This is a genomic window from Bradyrhizobium sp. (assembly GCF_016219575.1).
Classification (GTDB): Bacteria; Pseudomonadota; Alphaproteobacteria; order Rhizobiales; family Xanthobacteraceae; genus Bradyrhizobium.
In genome coordinates, this window is sequence record NZ_JACRMG010000042.1 from 1 (window position 1) to 19,412 (window position 19,412).

Here is a 19,412-nt window from a genome sequence, read left to right on the forward strand (position 1 = left end):
CATCGCGATCACGGCAACGACCAGCCAGCACGGCCATTGGGAATATTCCACCGACGGCAGCACGTTCACAAACTTCCCGGCGGTTTCGACCGGTGCGGCATTGCTGCTGGCGGCCACCGACAAGATCAAGTTCGTTCCCGATGGCACGAACGGCGGCACCGATACGCTGACCTATGTGGCGTGGGACCGGACCACGGGAACGCACGGCACGACGGCGAACGTGTCGGCCACCGGCGGAACGACGGCCTACTCGCTGACCTCCGACATCGCAACGCTGCAGGTCACCGATGTCAACGATGAGCCGACAGGCGGCGCCGATAATCTCGACACGATCGGGCTGCAAAACAGCGGCTACACTTTCAACTCGGCCAATGGCCACTGGTATCGCGTCGATCAGGGGGCGTTGACCTACGCGCAGGCGCAGGCCCTGGCCGAGAGCTCTGGCGGCTATCTCGCCACCATCACCGACGGGCAGGAGAACGCGTTCGTCCACTCGCTGGTCCAGGGCATCCCGGCCAACGGCGCGATTGCCGATCCGTACGCGCAGCGGGGCGCGTGGCTTGGCGGCGCGGACGCAGCGGTCGAGGGCACCTGGGTGTGGCAGGCGGGTCCGGAGGCGGGACAGGCATTCTGGCAGTCGCCCGGCACGACCTTCATCTACGCCAGTTGGAACCCGATCGAGCCCAACAACGTCGGCAATGAAGATTACGTCTTCATGGGCAACAACGGCAACTGGTTCGACTATCCCGGCGGAAGTGCGGTTGCCGGATATGTGGTGGAAACCGAGGTCGGCCGGCCGGGCGACGGTTCCTTCACCGACGAGGACACGGCCCAGACGATAGCCACGGCGACGCTGCTCGCCAACGACGACGATGTCGATGAGGGCGCGGTGCTCGCTGTTACCAACGTCAGCGCCACCAGTGCGCTCGGCGCCACGGTGACGCTCAACGGCACGACGATCAGCTACGATCCGGGCAACGCACCTCAGTTGCAGGCGCTCGCTGCCGGTCAGTCTGCGACCGACACCTTCACCTACACCGTCAGCGACGGGCTGGGCGGCACGTCGACCGCGACCGCAACGCTGACCGTCAGCGGCGTCAACGATGCGCCGGTCATCAACTCCAACGGCGGGGGGACGACGGCGTCGGTATCCGTGGCTGAAAATACCACGGCCGTCACCACGGTTCAGGCCGCCGACGTTGACAATGCGACAGTCACGTACTCGCTCGTCACGGGCGCCGGCTCGCCCGACAAGCTGAAGTTCGCCATCGATTCCAATACCGGTGCGTTGAGCTTCGCTACCGCGCCCGATTTCGAAGCGCCGGGCAGCGCGGCCGGGAGCAACGTCTATACCGTTCAGGTCCAGGCCTCCGACGGGGCAGGCGGTACCGATCTCCAGACCATTTCGGTCACCGTCACCAACGTCGCGGAGAACCCCACCTACCTGGTCACCTCGACCGCCGATACGACCGACGCAGGAACGCTGCGTAGCGCGATCGCCTACGCCAACAGCCATCCCAACACGGTCATTACCTTCAGCAACTCGATCGCCAATTCGACGATCACGCTGACGAACGAACTGCCGCTGATCACCGGAAACGGAACGGTGATCGACGGCGGCAGCAACAACGTCACGATCAGCGGCAACGACCAGTTCCGTCCCTTCTTCATCGGCGACACGACCTCGACCGTCCACGTCACGATCGAAAATCTCACCATCGCGCATGGCGCGGCCTTGGGCGGCGCGGGCGGATCCGGTGGCGGTGGCGGCGGCGGAGGTCTCGGCGGCGCGATCTTCGTCAGCCATAACGCGTCGCTGAACCTGATCAATGCGTCCGTGCAGAACAACAGCGCGGTCGGCGGAGCCGGCGGCGCCGCCGGTCCAGCTAGCTTTTATGGCGCCGGTGGCGGTGGCGGCGGCATGGGCGGAGCCGGCGCGGCCGGCGGTACGGGGCCCGGCGAAGCGGGCGGCGGTGGCGGTGGCTTCGGTATTGGTGCCAATGGCGGCGTGCAGAATATTTATGGCGGTGGCACCGGCGCTGCGGGTGATTTCACAGGCGGCGCCGCGGCCGGCGCCGGCATTGGATTTACTGCGACGGGGTACGGTCCGGGCGGACCTGGCGGCGCGAATGGCGGCGGTGGCGGCGGCAGCGGATATGCCGGCGCAGGCGGCGGCGGCGGTGTCGGTGGCGGGTCGGCGTCGCTTAGCCCGAACCAGGGCGGCAGCGGAGGATTCGGCGGCGGCGGCGGCGGCGGCGGACCGAACAGCGACGCGCACGGCGGCAATGGCGGCTATGGCGGCGGCGGTGGTGGCGGCGGTGATGCCGGGGGGATGGACGGCTCCGCCTCTGGCATTCCTGGCACGGGCGGCTTTGCTGGCGGTGGCGGCGGCTACGGACACGCGTACGGCGCCGGACCCAGCGTCCCTGTCTCCGGCGGCTTTGCTGGCGGCAGCGGCGGCGCGAGTACGGGCAATGTGGGTGGTTACACCCAGAACCAGTCCGGTGGCGGTGGCGGCGCCGGCATGGGCGGCGGCATCTTCGTCATGGACGGTGGCTCGCTCACCATTGCCGGCACACTTTCAATCAACGGCGATACCGTGGCCGGCGGCGCCGGCGGCGGTGGCGGCGCGGGCAACGGCGGCGCGTTTGGCGGCGGCATTTTCCTCGCAGGCTCTTCCGGCACCATCACGTTTGCGCCGGGCGCCGGCCAGACCGCAACGATCTCCGATGCGATCGCCGATCAATCGGGCTCAGGCGGCACCGGCGGCAATGCAGGCGTTTACGCACTCGTTCTCGACGGCGCCGGCAAGCTCGTTCTGTCCGGCACCAACACCTACACCGGCGCGACCACGATCGTGGAGGGCACGCTCCAGGTCGATGGCTCGATCGCGAATTCCGCCGTCACCGTGCAGGACGGCGGCACGCTCGGCGGCAACGGCGCCACCGGTGCGGTCACGCTGGAGGCCGGCGCGACGCTGGCGCCGGGCGCCAGTGCCGGACTGCTCAACACCGGCAATCTCTCATTTGAGGTCGGCGCGACGTTTGCAGTCGAACTCGGTGGCGCAAGCGCGGGTGTCGGCGGCTACGACCAGATCCATGTCAGCGGCACGGTTTATCTGAATGGCGCCACGCTTTCGACATCGCTGGTCAACGCGTTCGATCCTGCCAGCGGGACCTTCACGATCATCGACAATGACGGCACCTCCGACGCCGTCAGCGGCACTTTCGCCGGGCTGACCGAGGGCGCCGTGTTTACGGCCGGCGGGCATGACTTCAGGATCAGCTATGCCGGCGGAGACGGCAACGACGTCACATTGTCCGTCGTCGACGACGAATTCCGCGTCAACACGACCACGGCGAACGCGCAACAGTACAGCGCGGTCGGCGCGCTGACCGGCGGCGGCTTCGTCATTGCCTGGGTCTCGACGGGGCAGGATGGCTCCGGCACCGGCATCTACGCCCAGCGCTATGACAGCTCTGGCGCGCCCGTCGGCGGCGAATTCCTCGTCAATACGGTGACCACCGACAATCAATCCGGTCCGTTCGTGGAGGGACTTGCGGATGGCGGATACGTCGTCAGCTGGTCTTCCGGAAGCAATAACGGCGCGACCATTCACGCGCAGCGATACAACAGTTCCGGAGCGACGGTCGGCGGCGAGCTCAACGTCGGCACGTATGGCGAGAATTCGTCCATCGCGGCGCTGACCAATGGCGGCTATGTCATCACCTACACGACGGGCGATGCCAATCTCTCCGGCACCTATGCCGTGATCTACGGTGCCAACGTCAACGACCCACCCAGCGGGCCGTTCCTGGTCAACACCACCACTGCCGGCCAGCAGCAGCCCGCCTCGGTGGTCGGCACCTCCAATGGCGGTTTCATCGTGTCCTGGCATTCCTCCGCGCAGGATAACGTCGACGGTTCGTGGGGCGTGTATTTCCAGCGCTTCGACGCCAGCGGCGCCAAGCTCGGCGGCGAAGTCCGGGCCAACGTCACCACGGCGGGCGATCAGTATGGCGGCAAGCTCGCCGTGCTCACCGACGGCAGCTTCGTCGTAACCTGGCAAGATCAGTCGGCAGGCACCATCGTGGCCCGGCATTTCAATGCCTCCGGCCAGGCGATCAGCGGCGAAGTGACGATCGGCATAGGCACCGACGATACGGTCCAGGCGCTGCCGGATGGCGGCTACTTCGTCACCTACAAGGCGTCCGACGGCAGCAATGTCGGCCTGTTCGGCCAATGCGTCAGCGCGTCCGACACGCTGAACGGCGCCGCCTTCCAGATCAACCAGACCACCACCGGCGAACAGAATTTCCTCAGCGACCGCTCCAATCCGACGGCGGTTCTCGCCTCGGGCGCGATCGTCTCGACCTGGTTTGGCGAGCCGAACGTCGGCGGCAACGAGATCTACGCCAGGCTGTTTACCGTCCTGCAGGCCTCTGCCGACACCGTCACGACCAACGAGAACGCACCGATCACGCTGTCGAACCTGACGGCAAACGACACGACCGTCGGGAGTTCCGCGCCAAAAATCGTGTCCGTCTACGACGCCCAGCACGGTACCGTCGATCTCAACGGCGGCGTGCCCGTGTTCACGCCGGATGCCGGCTTTGCCGGCCAGGCGAGCTTCTCCTACTGGATCAGCGAGACCGCGAACCCGACGCCGCCGGGCACGTTCAATGCGGCTGTCAACTACGCTTCAGGCACGTATCCACAGGCGGTGACGATTGCCGACATCAACGGCGACGGCAAGCTTGATCTCCTGACGTCGGACTACACCGTTAATGTCATTGGCGTCCTGCTTGGGAACGGCAACGGCACCTTCCAGAACTACGGCACGCTGTCGGCCGGCGACAGGCCCGCGACGCCCGTCGTCGTTGCCGATTTCGACAACGACGGGGCCGTGGATATCGCGGTCGGCAATTTTGGCTCCGACGACATCACGATCTGGTACGGCAACGGCAACGGAACCTACTCGACCTCGTCCAGCTACTCCGCCGGCGACGGTCCGGAAGGTCTGAGCGCGGCGGACGTGAACGGCGACGGCAACATCGACCTTGTCGTCTCGGACTACAACTCCGGCAAGATTTCGGTGACACTCGGCAACGGCAATCGCACGTTCCAGGCTCCGGTGGAGTACTCGGTCGGGGGCAGCGCCGGGTCGCTGCCTTATCTGAATGCGCTGGCCGACCTGAACGGCGACGGCAAGCTGGACATCGTCGTCGGCAACGCGGGCAGCAGCAACATCTCTGTTCTGCTGGGCACCGGTACCGGCACGTTCAATGCGGCGGTCAACTACGCGACACCGGCGGGCTCGAACGCGGTCGCGATCGGCGATCTCAACGGCGACGGCATTCTGGACATCGTCAGCTCCAACGGCACCGTCAGTGTCTTCCTAGGCAACGGCGACGGAACCTTCCAGCCGCAGACTTCCTATGCTGCCGGCGTCAGGACCAAGGGCATCGCGCTGGCTGACCTCAACCAGGACGGCTTACTCGACGTCGTCGTCGGCAACAGCCGCGATGGAAATGTCGGTGCGGCGACCAACAGCGTGTCTGTGCTGTTCGGCAACGGCGATGGAACGCTTGATGGGCCGGTCGCATATGCGACCGCCTGGGACACCTATGGCGTGGCGGTTGCCGACCTCAACGGCGACGGCCGTCCTGACATCGCCGCGCCCAACGAATTGAGCGACAATGTCTCCGTCCTGCTCAACGCGACGCCCGGCGGCGCGCTGTCGAGCGCGACGGTGACGGTGAATGTTGTCGCGGACGCGCCGCCGACGGTCTCCGGCGACATGGCGATCACCCTGGTGAAGGGCAGCGGCGTCGCCCTCACCACGGCCGATCTCAACGCCACCGACCTGGTGAGCGGGCCCGTGAATCTCACCTTCACGGTCGTCGAAACCAGCCGTGGCCACCTGGTCGATTCGCTATCGGCCAATACCATTGCGCCGGGCGGCCACTTCATGCTCGCCGACGTGATCGCCGGTCATGTCCTCTTCGTCGCCGACAACGCGACCTATGCCGGTGCCGGCGGCATTGCGCTCACGCTGTCCGACGGCGTGACGCGGGCCACGCCCGACCAGGCCGTGTTCGTCGGCGTCAGCATCGTCGATGCCGAGTTCCGTGTTCTCACGGCCGGCGGCTACGATTTCGACCAGGTCGATCCGATCGACGGCATGGGGTCGGGCACGGTCGTGCCGGTCGACGATCATTCGTTCCGCATTGTCAACACGGCGACGAACCGCGATTTCATCTTCACGGGCAACGGTCTGGTCTACAACCCGGAAGCCCATAGCTTCAGCCCCGGCGGGACCATCGTCTCGATCCTGGAAGTGACCCACGATACCCAAACTGAACTGGCGCTTTTCTCGCTCAATGTCCCGGCCGACCAGTGGTATGCGGCCGTCGTCGCCCGTGCAGCCGGCGACAACAGCCAGATCGAAGCGCTGGTCAGTCAGTGGAGCTTCAATTTCATCGGCAATGCCGGCGGCGATTTCTTCGGCGCCGCCGAAGTCAACGATGTCTTCACCGGCAATGGCGGCAATGACGGGTTCGACGGTGCGTTCGGCTTCGATCGTGCGGCCTATACGCATGCGACCGGTCCGATCGATGTGCAGCTGGCGGACGGCACCGTCAAGGAATACAGCCCGGACGTCGTTCCGGTCTTGCTCAGCACCGACACTCTTCAGTCGATTGAACTGGTGACCGGCAGTAACTTCGCTGACATATTCAATGCCGGCGCGACAGCCAGCAACCCCGGCAACCCCAACTCTTTTCCCGTTATTCCTCCCGGCTTCAGTGCATTCAGCACCAATGCCGGCAGCAGGGTCGCCTTCAACGTCAACGGCACCTTCAACGAGTTCGAGGGCCGCGGCGGCGACGATACCATCACCGGTAACGGCGATACGAGGATCTCCTACAGTCACGCCACCTCTGGCGTCACCGTCACGTTCAACGGCTGGGTACCCGGCCAGGGTGCGTCCGGACAGGCCGTCGGCGACGCCTCTGTCGGCACCGACACCTTCTCCGGCGTGTCGCGGGTGCGTGGCTCGTTCTTCGACGACGCATTCTACGGCAGCACCAATTCGGCCGGTACCGGCGAGAACTTCGAAGGCCTCGGCGGCAACGACATCATCCATGGCGGCGGCGGTTTCGACCGCGCCATCTATGGCGGCGCCTTCATGGGTGCCGGCATCGTCGTCAATCTGGCGGCTGGCACGGTGACCGGGGCGTCCGACGTCGGCACCGATACCCTCAACTCGGTCGAAGGTATCAGCGGCACAGATTTCGCCGACGTCTACAATGCCGTCGGGTTTACGCGTTCTGACGCAAGCAATCCGAGCATCAATTCGGGCAGCACCCAGATCTCCGCGAGCAATCCGAATCCGTCGGATTTCAACGAATTCGAGGGCCGCGGCGGTGACGATGTCATCACCGGCAACGGCAACACCCGGATCGCATTCTACAGTGCGACCGGAGGTGTGGTCGTCACCTTGGGCGATAACGCCGCTGTCCATGGCAGCGCTGTCGGCGCCTCCAGTGGCGTCGATGACATCGTCAGCGGCGTCAGCCACGTCAACGGCTCTGAATTCAACGACATCATTACCGGCAACGACACCGGTGCCGGCAATACGCTGGACGGCCGTGCCGGCAACGATGTTCTCGACGGCAGGGGCGGCAACGATAGGCTGACCGGCGGCACCGGTGCGGACATCTTCGTGTACGGCTCGGCCGGCGGTAACGACCGCATCAACGATTTCAACCGGTCTCAGGGCGACCGTATCGATCTGCGCACGGCGGGTGTCGCGGGAACATCGACTCTCGTTTTCACCGAGGGCACCTTCAATCCCCTTACGGGCGTGTTCACGGCGGGCGTGGGAGGGCCGGATACGCGCATCACCGATACGACCCATTTCGGCTCGAGCTCGAGCCATTCAATTCTCCTTGTTGGCGTAAGCGCGGGCAGTCTGACGGCCAGCGATTTCATCTTCACCGGCCAGGTCGCAGTCTCCGTGCAGACGCTCGACGGCTACGATTTCTCGACGCTCTATGACAGCCTCGCGGCGGGCGTCGTCGATACGCAGGCCAGCACCAGCGATCGCATCTACGTCGTCGACACGGCCAGGGGCGTCACCTACGAGTTGATCGGAACCGGCATCTTCGCCGGCGGGTCTCCTGCGGGCGCTACGGTTACCGCCATCAATATTCTCGACACCACCGACCCGACCAAGAACACGCAGGATCATGTCCTGGTCAACACCAATGGCTGGGGCTTCACCGCGAACGATCTGTTCGACGCTATCGCACAGTTCCAGGCGGACAATAGCCAGACCACCGATCTCGACGATCTCTTCAATCCAGCAAGCTACAGCGCCGTCGGCAGCGCAGGCTATGCCGATTTCCACAGCCAGCCCCGTTCCGGCGCCGACGTCTTCTTCGGCGGCGATCAGGCCGACGTGTTCAACGGCCTGCCGGGCCCGTTCGGCGCATTCGATCCCGGCAGCGACACCGTGGACTATTCACACGCGACTTCGGCCGTGAGCGTCAATCTGCAGACGGGAGCGAAGAGCGGTACCGCGGCTCTCGGTGACACGTTTATTTCGATCGAGAATCTGCGCGGCACGGCCTTCAGCGACACCCTGACCGGCGATGGCCAGGCAAACGTTATCGAGGGCGGGCTCGGCGACGACCTGCTCGATGGCGGCGGCAATGGCTTCAACGGCGGCGACACTGTCAGCTATGAGCATGCCACGTCGGCGGTGTCGGTGGACCTCAATATCGTCGGCGTGTCGCAGGATACCGTCGGCGCGGGTCTCGATACGCTTACCGGTTTCGAAGGCGTGCGCGGCTCGGCCTGGGACGACACCCTGACCGGAAGCGGCAACAGCGTGCTTGAGGGTGGCGCGGGCAACGACACCCTGATCGGCCAGGCCGTAGGTAGCGACACCGCCAGTTACCAGCACGCCGCGGCCGGCGTTACCGTGGACCTTGTGGAAGGCATCGCGCAGGGCGGGGCCGGCAACGACATCCTCACCAACATCCGGAACGTGTGGGGGTCGGAGTTCAACGACGTCATCACCGGCAACAGCGCCGAAAATTCGTTCTTCGGCCAGAGCGGCAACGACACCTTCGTGTTCAGCGAGACCGGCATCGGCCACGACACCATCGGCGATTTCCAGTCGGGCGAGGATCACATTCAGATCGACTACACCCTCGATGCCCCGTTCGACCCCAATGACGCCGCCAGCTTCAATACCTGGCTGGCCGGCCACGTCACGACAAATGGGGGCGACCTGCTGATCGACCTCGACAGCAACGGGGTCAACCAGAATACGATCCTGTTGCAGAATGCCTCCATTGCGGGCCTTCGTGCGAGCGACTTCATCCTTCATCCGGGCGGCGGCTTCAACTAGCCGTCAGGCCTCTCCATGCCTCACGCGGGGATACGCGCGCTGCGCTCGCTCGAAATCCCTGCGTGATCAATTCTTCCCGGCGTGATACCCAGACACCATGAAACGGCTGAAAGCCCTGCGACGTTGGTTCAAGCGGAAGTTCGGGTATGCCCGGCTGGTCTGCCTCGTGCTGCTGTTCGGCTTCGCGGCGCTCAGGGTCTGGGATCCGCACCCGGTCGAGGAAATGCGGGTCCGCACCTGGGACAATTTCCAGCGGATCGAGCCCCGGGTGAAGGCGATCCGTCCGGTCACCATCGTCGACATCGACGAGAAGAGCCTCGCCGATCCCAGGCTCGGGCAATGGCCGTGGCCGCGCACCCGCATCGCCGACATCATCGCCAACCTGACCAGGCTCGGCGCTGTCGTGATCGCTTTCGACGCCGTGTTCTCCGAGCCCGACCGGCTCAATCCCGATATCGCCGCCGACACCTTCCGTAATCTCGACGAGGCGACGCGCGAGAAACTGCGGGCGCTGCCGAGCAACGACCAGGTCTTTGCCGACGCCATCCGCGCCTCGCGCGTGGTGCTCGGCGAATCCGGCGGTCCCGACCTTCACAAGGTCGACCAGAACCTGCCGGTGACGGGGATTGCGATGCTCGGCGAGGAGCCGCAGCCGTTCATGTATCAGTTCCCCGGCCTGCTCAGGAATGTCGAGGTGCTGGAGCAGGCCGCCGCCGGTCGCGGGCTGTTCACCATCCGGCCCGAACGCGACGGCATCGTTCGCCGCGTGCCGATGATCATGGTGGCCCAGGGCATCACCATGCCGTCGCTGACCTTCGAGATGCTGCGCGTCGCCTCCGGCTCCAGCACTATCCTGATCAAGGCCGACAAGGCCGGCATTCAAAGCATCGGCGTCAAGGGCTTTCCGATCCCGACCGACGCCAACGGCCAGCTATGGGTGCATTATGCGGCGCAGGATCCTTCGATCTACGTCTCGGCCGTCGACGTGCTGGACAACCGCGTGCCGCAGGACAGGATCGCCGGCAAGCTGATCCTGATCGGCACGTCGTCGACCGGGCTCAACGACATCAAGACGACGCCGGTATCGCCGGCGATGCCCGGTGTGGAAATCCACGCCCAGGTGCTGGAAAGCGCACTGACCCGCGCGATCGTGGCGCAGCCGAACTACGGCATCGCCGTCGAGTTCTTCGGTGCGCTGATTCTGGGCCTCCTCGTCATCGCCTTTGCGCCGAATTTCGGCCCGATCACGCTGGTCGGGGTCGGCGCGCTGTTCGCCACGGTCCTGATCGGTGCGTCCTGGTTCTTCTACAGCCATTACAAGCTGCTGATCGATTTCACCTATCCGCTGATGTCGACCACGGCGATCTATGCCACCCTGATCTTCGCGAGCTTCGTGCGCGAGCAGTCGCAGCGCCGCCAGATCCGTTCCGCCTTCGGCCAATACCTGTCGCCCGCGCTGGTCGAGCAGCTGGCGCAATCGCCGGAAAAGCTCGTGCTCGGCGGCGAGCAGCGCGAAATGACCATCATGTTCTCCGACGTGCGCGGCTTCACCACGATCTCGGAAAGATTCAAGAGCGATCCGCAGGGGCTGACGCGGCTGATGAACCGCTTCCTCACCCCGCTGACCAACGCGATCATCGCCCGCAAGGGCACCATCGACAAGTACATGGGCGACGCCATCATGGCGTTCTGGAACGCCCCGCTCGACGACAAGGAGCACCAGATCAACGCCTGCAACGCTGCCATCGACATGCTCGAGCGGATCGACGAGCTCAACAAGATCCGGGAGGAAGAGGCGGCGGAGGGCGGACATCCCTACTTCCCGCTCAATGTCGGGGTCGGCCTGAATACCGGCACATGCGTGGTCGGCAACATGGGCTCCGATCTGCGTTTCGACTACTCGGTGCTGGGCGACAGCGTCAACCTTGCCTCGCGCCTCGAAGGCCAGAGCAAGGAGTACGGATTTCCCATCATCATCGGCTCCAAGACGGCGATGGCCGTGAAGGAGAAGTTCGCCATTCTCGAGCTCGACTTCATCATGGTGAAGGGCAAGAAAGAACCGGAAGTGATCTACGCCATCGCCGGCCGCGACGACGTCGCGCAGTCCGGCAGTTTCCAGCGCCTGCGCAACCTCACCATCGAGATGCTCACCTGCTATCGCAACCGCGACTGGAACGGTGCGCTCGCCGCCATCGAGCGCGGCCGCAAGAGCGAAGACGGCGAATCGCTTGCCTCGCTCTACAAGCTCTACGAGGCCCGCATCCGCAGCTACATCGAGACGCCCCCGCCGGACGACTGGAACGGCGCCTATGCGTTGCTGACGAAGTAGCGACAGGGCTCACAACCACCGAATTCAGTCCGTAGTCCGTAGGATGGGTAGAGCGAAGCGAAACCCATCGATCCTTTCCGCGGCAAGAATGATGGGTTTCGCAAGGGCTCAACCCATCCTACGGGAGCGGAAGATGCCGGCTTGCGGAGCCGCCCCGCGCAAATGCCGCGCCAAAACCCGTTCGTGCCGCTACAATGGCGCAGGGAGACAGGGAGCAGACGCGGCATGACAAGACCGACAGCGAAACAGATCAAGGCATTGAGCGAGGTGGCGGGTGTGCCCGTCGACAGCGACGTCGCAGCGCGCATCGCCAATTCCATCGGGCCCGCCTTCGAGGGGTTTTCCCCCGTCGCCGGCACCTTGCCGTTCGATCTGGAGCCCGCGACGTACCTGCTCGTGCATGCGCCCAGGGTGACGAAATGAGCGATGAGCCGGCCCTGATGTCGCTGACGGCGGTCGCCAAGGCGATCGCGGACAAGCGCCTGTCCTCGCGCGAGGTGACGCAATCCTGTCTCGACCGCATCGCGAAATGGAATCCCGCGCTCAACGCTTTCATGGCGATCGAAGCCGAGGATGCGCTGAAGGCGGCCGATGCCGCGGACGCCGCGCTCGCAAGAGGCGGTGCCAAGGGCGCGCTGCACGGCGTGCCGCTCGCGCACAAGGACATGTATTACGACAAGGGAAAGGTCGTCACCTGCGGCTCGAAGATCCGCAAGGATTTCGTCGCGCCGACGACATCTACTGCGCTGCAGCGGCTGAAGGATGCCGGCACGGTGCGGCTCGGCTCGCTGCAGATGGTGGAATTCGCCTATGGGCCGACCGGGCACAACCCGCATTATGGCGCGGTGCGCAATCCCTGGAACACCGATCACATCACCGGCGGTTCGTCCTCGGGCTCCGGCTCGGCGGTCGCCGCGCGGCTGACTTTTGCAGCACTGGGATCGGACACCGGCGGCTCGATCCGAATGCCCGCGCATTTCTGCGGCGTCACGGGTTTCAAGACCACCGTCGGCCGCATCAGCCGCGCCGGCGCAATGCCGCTGTCGTGGTCGCTGGATACGGTCGGTCCGCTGGCGCAAACGGTCGAGGACTGCGCCCTGCTGACGGGGCTGATGGCCGGCGCCGATCCCGAGGATCCAACCGCCGCGCAGTTGCCGGTGCCGGACTATTTGGCGGCGGCGAAGCAGTCCATCAAGGGATTGAAGATCGGCGTTCCCGCCGCATTCTATGTCGACGATCTCGATGCCGAGGTCGCACGCGTTCTCGACGAGACGCTGGCCGTGCTGAAGAAAGAGGGCGCCGAAATCGTCAAGGTCGAGCTGCCCGATCAGCGCCAGCTCTCCGCGGCCTGCCAGTTCGTACTGGCGACCGAGGCCGCCAGCCTGCACAAGCGGTGGATGATCGAACGTCCGCAGGACTACGGTGCGCAGGTCCTGATGCGGCTGCAGAACGGGCTCGCGATCCCGGCCGTGTCCTATCTCGAGGCGATGCGCTGGCGCGGCCCGGCGCTATCGGCCCATCTGGCGGCCGTCGAAGGGACCGATGCCCTGATCGCGCCGGCCGCGCCGATGCCGGCGGCGACGATCGCCGAGAGTGACGTCGGCAACAGCATGGAAGCCGAAGCGGTGATCCAGCGCATCACCCGCTTCACCCGCCCGATCAACTATCTCGGATTGCCGTCGCTTTCGATTCCATCGGGCTTCACCAGATCGGGCCTGCCAGTCGGCATGCAGATCATCGGCCGCTCGTTCGATGAAGCCATGCTGGTCAGGATCGGCGCGGCGTTCCAGCGCGCGACCGATTTTCACCGGAGGGTCCCGAAGCTTCCATGATCAGCGAAGCGCCACCGTTGGGATCGGCCCAGCGCTCGATTTGCGAGGAGGCGATCACCTGCTTCGGCTGGTGGGGATTGAGCGTGCCGGCGGTCGCGCTCCAGCCCTTCGCCAGTATCTGCATGGCGAACAGCTTTGCGTCGATCTCCGACTTGAACGTGCGCGTCGCGCGCGCCGCACCATCGTTGACCGCACCGTCGTTGAAATGGCTGTTCCGGTCCGGGCTGAACGCCACGTACCAGATGTCAGGCTTTGTCATGCATCCATAACGCGGGTGCAGCGCGAAAGTTTCACCGTGGAACCGGAATCCAGTCGTCGCGTTCAGTCATTGCGGGTAGGATCGACGGCGGGGGAAGGACAGGGGGTTCTCGATGCATATTTCCAACGAAGGCATTTTGGTCATTTTGTTCGTCGGCCTGGTCGCGGGCTGGCTCGCCGGCAAGATCGTGCGCGGAACGGGCTTTGGCATCATCGGCGACATCCTGGTCGGCATCGCCGGCGCGCTGGTGGCGAGCTTCCTTTTTCCGAAGCTGGGCATTCGCCTCGGCTCGGGTCTCGTCGCGGAAATCATCCAGTCCGCAATCGGCGCGGTCCTTCTCTTGCTGGTCGTCCGGCTGGTGCGAACCCGCGGAAGATTCTAGCTGGCTTTCCTGACTGCCTCGGCGATCCAGCGCCGTACCGCCGCGATCCTGCGGTCGCGGGCCTGCTCGGTTCGCGTCACGAGATAGATCGTCTCGCCGCGCGCCGGCATGAAGTCGAACGGCGCGACCAGCTTCCTGCCGAAGCCCGGCCGCGCGCGGATCAAGGGCGCCATCGCCAGCGTCACGCCGAGGCCTTGCTCGGCCGCTTCCAGCATCGCCGGCACGCTGTCGAGCCAGAGATGGCCGCGCGGCTGCAATTGTGGCAAGCCTGCCTCCTTCAGCCAGGCCGGCCAGGCCCGCGGCTGCGTGGTGAGATGGATCAGCACGGCGCCTGCCAGGTCCTCCGGCCGCCGCAGTCCGGCCTTCGCCAGCGCCGGCGTGCAGACCGGCAAACCCTTCACCTCGACCAGCGGCTCGAATTTGAGGCCGGCGGAATGCTCGCGGCCGTAGCGGATGGCGAGGTCGACGCGGGAGACGTTGAAATCGGCATATTGATGCGTGGCCTCGATGCGCAGCGTCAGCGCCGGATGCCGCCGCTTGAATTCGGGCAGCGCCGGCAACAGCACCGCGCTGGTGAAGAAGGGCAGCGAGGAGATCCACAATTCGCCGCCGCCGTCGCGGCGCTGCCGCGTCATCTCGCGCGAGGCTTCCTGCAGGGTCGCCAGCGCCGCCGAGACCTTCGCCAGATAGCGCTCGCCCTCGGGCGTCAGCCGCACCGCGCGCGTGCCGCGGATGAAGAGCTTGACGCCGAACTGTTCCTCCAGCCCGCGGATCTGGTGACTGATCGCGGACGGACTGAGCGAAAGGTCGCGCGCGGCGCGGCGAAAGCTCAGTTGCGTGGCGGCGCGCTCGAAGGCGAGCAGCGCCGCGAGCGGCGGGATGGTTCGCAGGGGAGATTCCGATGGATGAATTTCATTCATCTGAGGTGACGAATTCCCTTTTGTGAGGCAGGCAATTCTCGTCCAGATTGGCCCATAGCTCAATATCGTTCATCTATGGAGAATTCGCCTTGCCGATCTTCGAAGCGCTGGATGCGCCGAACCACTGGCGGCCCTCGCCGCTCGCCGCCGGTCCCTTTGCCGGGCTGCAGGGCGGCGCGGTCGCAAGTCTCCTCACCGCCGAAGTCGAGGCGGAGGCCGGCCGGCGAAACTGGGGCACGGCGATCGCCTCCGCCGCATGGTTCCTGCGGCCGGCGCCGATGGCGGATTTGCGCAGCGAGATCAGGGTGATCAGCGAGGGTGGCCGCGTCAGCGTGATCGACAACACGCTGTGGCCGGTGAACGAGGACGCCCCTTGCGCCACCGTGCGCGTGACCCTGTCACGCGAGCGCGCCGTCGAGGTGGCGGGCTTTGTGGAAACGGGCAGCTCGCCAGTCGATCCCACGCAATATCCGGTGCGCACGCTGCATATCGTGACGGGACGAAAGTGGTTCATGGACGCGATGGAGGCGCGGCTCGGCGACGGCGTCGCCTGGTTCCGCATGAACCACGAGATCATCGCGGGCGCAGGTCCCCTGTCGTCCATCCTCGGACCTGCCGACTGGACCCATGGCATCGGCCGTCCCGTGCAGAACGCGGTGGCGGATCCCAATCCGAACCTGACGGTGCAGCTGTTGCGCCGGCCGCGCGGAACATGGATCGGCGTGCGGGCGCAGGCGCGCTGGCTGCCGGCGGCCGGGCTCGGGGTCGGCAGCGGCACCCTGCTGGACGTCGAGGGCGAGATCGGCCGTGTCTCGATGTCGGTCGTGCTGGTGCCGTTTCCCAAGCCGGCCATGGCGGCCGGCTAGCGGCAGGGTCGCCGGTTCGACAAACCGTCACATTTCGGCGCATTCGGCGGCTTTTTCGCCGTCCGGCGGGCGGATCGTTTAGGGTTAACACGACCGTAAATGGACGGTCGGGGCAAACATCGCTAAAAGGCAGGGAATCGCGACCCATTTCATAGAGATCATACTTGATGGCAGCCGCTCCCGGCTTCCGGCGCTCCGAGCTCGGCGACGCACTGCGGGCATGCCGCAACGCCTTCATCGGCGTCGGCGTCATGAGCTGCATGATCAACCTGCTCTATCTGACCGGCTCGATCTTCATGCTCGAGGTCTATGACCGCGTGCTGCCGAGCCGCAGCGTGCCGACCCTCATCGGCCTCGTGGTGCTTGCCGCCTTCCTCTACATCGCCCAGGGCGTTCTCGACATGCTGCGCAGCCGCGTACTCGGCCGCATCGGCACCTCGCTGGATGAAGCGATGAACGAGCGCGTGTTCGAGACCGTGGTTCGGCTGCCGCTGCTGGTCGGCAGCCGCAACGAGGGCCTGCAGCCGCTGCGCGACCTCGACAATGTCCGCTCCTTCCTGGGCAGCATGGGGCCCGGCGCGTTCTTCGACCTGCCGTGGCTGCCGTTCTACCTGGCGATCTGCTTCCTGTTCCACTGGCTGCTCGGCGTCACCGCGCTGGCCGGCGCCATCGTCCTGGTCACGCTCACCCTGATCACCGAATTCATGTCGCGCCAGCCGGCAAAGGACGCGATGACGCTCGCGGCCAGGCGCAACGACCTTGCCGCGACGACGCGGCGCAACGCCGAAGTGCTGGTGGCGATGGGCATGTCCGGCCGCCTCACCAAGCGCTGGAGCGAGATCAACGAGGAATATATCGTCGGCAACCAGCACGCCAGCGACGTCACCGGCGGCCTCGGCGCCATCGCCAAGGTGCTGCGCATGATGCTGCAATCGGCGGTGCTCGCGGTCGGCGCCTATCTCGTCATCTACCAGGAAGCCACTGCCGGCATCATCATCGCGGGCTCCATCCTGTCCGCCCGCGCGCTTGCGCCCGTCGACCTTGCGATCGCGCACTGGAAGGGCTTCGTCGCCGCACGGCAGAGCTGGCGGCGGCTGAACGAGCTGCTGGCGAAACTGCCGGCGCCGCTGGCGCAGACGCTGCTGCATCCGCCGCAGAAGAAGCTCACGGTCGAGGCCGTGACCATCGTGCCGCCCGGCGAGCAGCGCGTCATCGTGTCCGACGTCAATCTCGCGATCGAGGCCGGCCACGGGCTCGGCATCATCGGTCCCTCCGGCTCCGGCAAGTCGTCGCTGGTGCGCGCGCTGGTCGGCGTGTGGCAACCGGCGCGCGGCAAGGTGCGGCTCGACGGCGCCGCGCTCGACCAATGGTCGTCCGACGTGCTCGGCCGGCACATCGGCTACCTGCCGCAGGACGTCGAGCTGTTCGGCGGCACCATCGCACAGAACATTTCCCGTTTCGATCCGGAGGCGAAGTCGGAGGCGATCATCGCTGCGGCCAAGGAAGCCGGCGTGCACGAGATGATCATCAAGATGCGCGAGGGCTATGACACCCAGGTCGGCGAGCAGGGCGGCGCCCTCTCCGCAGGACAGGCGCAGCGCGTGGCGCTGGCGCGCGCGCTGTACGGCGATCCCTTCCTGATCGTGCTCGACGAGCCGAACTCCAATCTCGACGCCGAGGGCGACGAGGCGCTGACCCGCGCGGTGCGCGGCGCGCGCGAGCGCGGCGCCATTGTCGTGGTGGTCGCGCACCGGCCCGTCGGCATCGAGGCCGTCGACCAGTTGCTGGTGCTGAAGGACGGCCGCCAGCAGGCGTTCGGCCCGAAGGAGCAGGTGCTGGGCCAGGTGCTGCAGCGCGTGCCCGCGCCGGCGCCGATCAAGGTGGTGTCCGAAGGCGGGATAGCGAAATCATGAGCAGCGCGGAGCTGAAGAAGTCACAGCGCTCGATCCGCAGGCACCTCGTCGCGGGGCTCGCGGTGGTGCTGCTGCTCGCCGGCGGAATCGGCGGCTGGGGCGCCACCGTGCCGATCTCGGGCGCGCTGATCGCGCCGGGGCAGGTGGTGGTCGAATCCAACGTCAAGAAGGTGCAGCATCCGACCGGCGGCGTGGTCGGCGAGGTGCGCGTGCGCGACGGCGACCTGGTGAAGGCCGGCGACATCGTGGTGCGGCTCGACGAGACCGTGGTGCGCGCCAATCTCGCCATCGTCAACAAGACTCTCTACGGCCTGTGGGCGCGGCAGGCGCGGCTCGAGGCCGAGCAGCGCGGCAACGACGCCGTCAAGTTTCCGCCGATGCTGCTCGATCGGGCCGGCGAGCCCGAAGTCCGCGACGTGATCGCGAGCGAGACGAAGCTGTTCGATGTCCGCGTCAACGGCCGTGCCGGCCAGAAGGCGCAGCTGCGCGAGCGCGTCGCCCAGCTCAACGAGGAAATCGAGGGTCTCTCCGCGCAGGAAAGGGCCAAGGAAAAGGAAATCGCGCTGGTCGAGAAGGAACTGGTCGGCGTGCGCCAGCTCTACGAGCAGCGGCTGATCCAGATTTCGCGCCTGACCGTCCTGGAGCGCGACGCGGCCCGGCTCAACGGCGAGCGCGGGCAATACGTCGCTGCGCGCGCGCAAGCCAGGGGCAAGATCACCGAGACCGAGCTGCAGATCATCCAGGTCGACAAGGACATGGTGAGCGAGGTCTCCAAGGACCTGCGCGAGACCACCGACAAGATCGGCGAGTTCATCGAGCGCAAGGTCACCGCCGAGGACCAGCTGCGCCGCATCGACATCCGCGCGCCGCAGGACGGCATGGTGCTGCAGTCGACGGTGCACACGGTCGGCGGCGTCATCACCGCGGGCGACGCCATCATGATGATCGTGCCGCAGGCCGACGATCTCTCGGTCGAGGCCAAGGTCAACCCGCAGGACATCGACAAGCTGCAGATCGGCCAGAAGACGGTGCTGCGCTTCTCCGCCTTCAACCAGCGCACCACGCCCGAGCTGAACGGCAAGGTCAGCCGCGTCTCGGCCGACGTCACCACCGACCAGCGCAGCGGGCAAAGCTACTACACCATCCGCATCTCGCTGCCGGCCGACGAGATCGCTCGTCTCGGCGAGGTCAAGGTGGTGCCGGGCATGCCGGTGGAAGCCTTCGTGCAGACCGGCGAGCGCACCTTGCTGTCCTATTTCCTGAAACCGTTCAGCGACCAGTTGATGCGCTCGTTCCGAGGGCGGTGAGCTGTCGGTAGATCTGCTACTGTTGCCACACACGCGATGTCGTCCCGGCGAAAGCCGGGACCCATAACAACAGGGCTAAATTGTTAGGGCGAGCTGGAGCTCCAGCCTTCGCAAAAACACTCCCCGTGGTTATGGGTCCCGGATCGCGCTCGCTGGTCGCTCGCTTGTCCGGGACGACAGCCA

At 65.7% G+C, this 19,412-nt stretch carries 10 protein-coding genes; 8 read left to right on the forward strand and 2 right to left on the reverse strand.

Annotation, left to right across the window (positions count from 1 at the left end; all coding sequences use genetic code 11):
- Positions 1 to 100: 100 nt before the first annotated feature.
- The 4 genes from HZB49_RS29845 (at position 101) to HZB49_RS29860 (ending at position 13,582) form a co-directional block, all read left to right on the forward strand.
- Entirely contained in the window at positions 101 to 9,421 is a 9,321-nt protein-coding gene (locus HZB49_RS29845; protein WP_291617741.1) for an FG-GAP-like repeat-containing protein, read from the forward strand.
- Between the two features lie 97 nt (positions 9,422 to 9,518).
- Positions 9,519 to 11,750, forward strand: coding sequence for an adenylate/guanylate cyclase domain-containing protein (locus HZB49_RS29850; protein WP_291617742.1), 2,232 nt, complete (start codon positions 9,519 to 9,521; stop codon positions 11,748 to 11,750).
- A gap of 225 nt (positions 11,751 to 11,975) precedes the next feature.
- Positions 11,976 to 12,173 carry a hypothetical protein gene (locus HZB49_RS29855; protein WP_291617743.1) on the forward strand — a complete coding sequence of 66 codons (198 nt, stop codon included), beginning with the start codon at positions 11,976 to 11,978 and terminating at the stop codon, positions 12,171 to 12,173.
- Positions 12,170 to 13,582 (forward strand): amidase, encoded by a 1,413-nt coding sequence (locus HZB49_RS29860; protein ID WP_291617744.1) that lies wholly within the window; start codon positions 12,170 to 12,172, stop codon positions 13,580 to 13,582. The genes HZB49_RS29855 and HZB49_RS29860 overlap by 4 nt, the downstream gene beginning before the upstream one ends.
- Here the strand turns inward: HZB49_RS29860 and HZB49_RS29865 are convergent.
- On the reverse strand, positions 13,518 to 13,841 hold the full coding sequence (locus tag HZB49_RS29865; protein ID WP_291617745.1) for a hypothetical protein: 324 nt from the start codon (positions 13,839 to 13,841) through the stop codon (positions 13,518 to 13,520). The two genes, HZB49_RS29860 and HZB49_RS29865, sit on opposite strands and share 65 nt — an antisense overlap.
- A 112-nt stretch (positions 13,842 to 13,953) precedes the next feature.
- Here HZB49_RS29865 and HZB49_RS29870 point away from each other — a divergent pair, with 112 nt between their 5' ends.
- Positions 13,954 to 14,223: a GlsB/YeaQ/YmgE family stress response membrane protein gene (locus HZB49_RS29870; protein ID WP_291617746.1), complete on the forward strand. Its 270-nt coding sequence runs from the start codon at positions 13,954 to 13,956 to the stop codon at positions 14,221 to 14,223.
- On the opposite strand, the gene HZB49_RS29875 is transcribed toward HZB49_RS29870, so the two are convergent.
- A complete protein-coding gene (locus tag HZB49_RS29875; protein ID WP_291617747.1) occupies positions 14,220 to 15,143 on the reverse strand; it encodes a LysR substrate-binding domain-containing protein in 924 nt (307 codons plus the stop codon). The genes HZB49_RS29870 and HZB49_RS29875 overlap by 4 nt on opposite strands.
- 89 nt (positions 15,144 to 15,232) lie before the next feature.
- On the opposite strand from HZB49_RS29875, the gene HZB49_RS29880 reads away from it, so the two are divergent.
- The 3 genes from HZB49_RS29880 (at position 15,233) to HZB49_RS29890 (ending at position 19,229) form a co-directional block, all read left to right on the forward strand.
- Positions 15,233 to 16,009, forward strand: coding sequence for an acyl-CoA thioesterase domain-containing protein (locus HZB49_RS29880; protein WP_291617748.1), 777 nt, complete (start codon positions 15,233 to 15,235; stop codon positions 16,007 to 16,009).
- Positions 16,010 to 16,176: 167 nt separating this feature from the next.
- On the forward strand, positions 16,177 to 17,922 hold the full coding sequence (locus HZB49_RS29885; RefSeq protein ID WP_291617749.1) for a type I secretion system permease/ATPase: 1,746 nt from the start codon (positions 16,177 to 16,179) through the stop codon (positions 17,920 to 17,922).
- The gene (locus tag HZB49_RS29890; RefSeq protein WP_291617750.1) at positions 17,919 to 19,229 is read left to right on the forward strand and encodes an HlyD family type I secretion periplasmic adaptor subunit; all 1,311 of its coding nucleotides are present in this window, start codon (positions 17,919 to 17,921) and stop codon (positions 19,227 to 19,229) included. Before HZB49_RS29885 ends, HZB49_RS29890 begins: the two co-directional genes overlap by 4 nt.
- The last annotated feature ends 183 nt before the right edge of the window (positions 19,230 to 19,412 follow it).

Bases quoted from the DNA above. Each gene is read 5' to 3' on its own strand.
- HZB49_RS29850 (WP_291617742.1), top strand. From the start codon at position 9,519: ATGAAACGGCTGAAAGCCCTGCGACGTTGGTTCAAGCGGAAGTTCGGG.
- HZB49_RS29855 (WP_291617743.1), top strand. From the start codon at position 11,976: ATGACAAGACCGACAGCGAAACAGATCAAGGCATTGAGCGAGGTGGCG.
- HZB49_RS29860 (WP_291617744.1), top strand. From the start codon at position 12,170: ATGAGCGATGAGCCGGCCCTGATGTCGCTGACGGCGGTCGCCAAGGCG.
- HZB49_RS29865 (WP_291617745.1), bottom strand. From the start codon at position 13,841: ATGACAAAGCCTGACATCTGGTACGTGGCGTTCAGCCCGGACCGGAAC.
- HZB49_RS29870 (WP_291617746.1), top strand. From the start codon at position 13,954: ATGCATATTTCCAACGAAGGCATTTTGGTCATTTTGTTCGTCGGCCTG.
- HZB49_RS29875 (WP_291617747.1), bottom strand. From the start codon at position 15,143: ATGAATGAAATTCATCCATCGGAATCTCCCCTGCGAACCATCCCGCCG.
- HZB49_RS29885 (WP_291617749.1), top strand. From the start codon at position 16,177: ATGGCAGCCGCTCCCGGCTTCCGGCGCTCCGAGCTCGGCGACGCACTG.
- HZB49_RS29890 (WP_291617750.1), top strand. From the start codon at position 17,919: ATGAGCAGCGCGGAGCTGAAGAAGTCACAGCGCTCGATCCGCAGGCAC.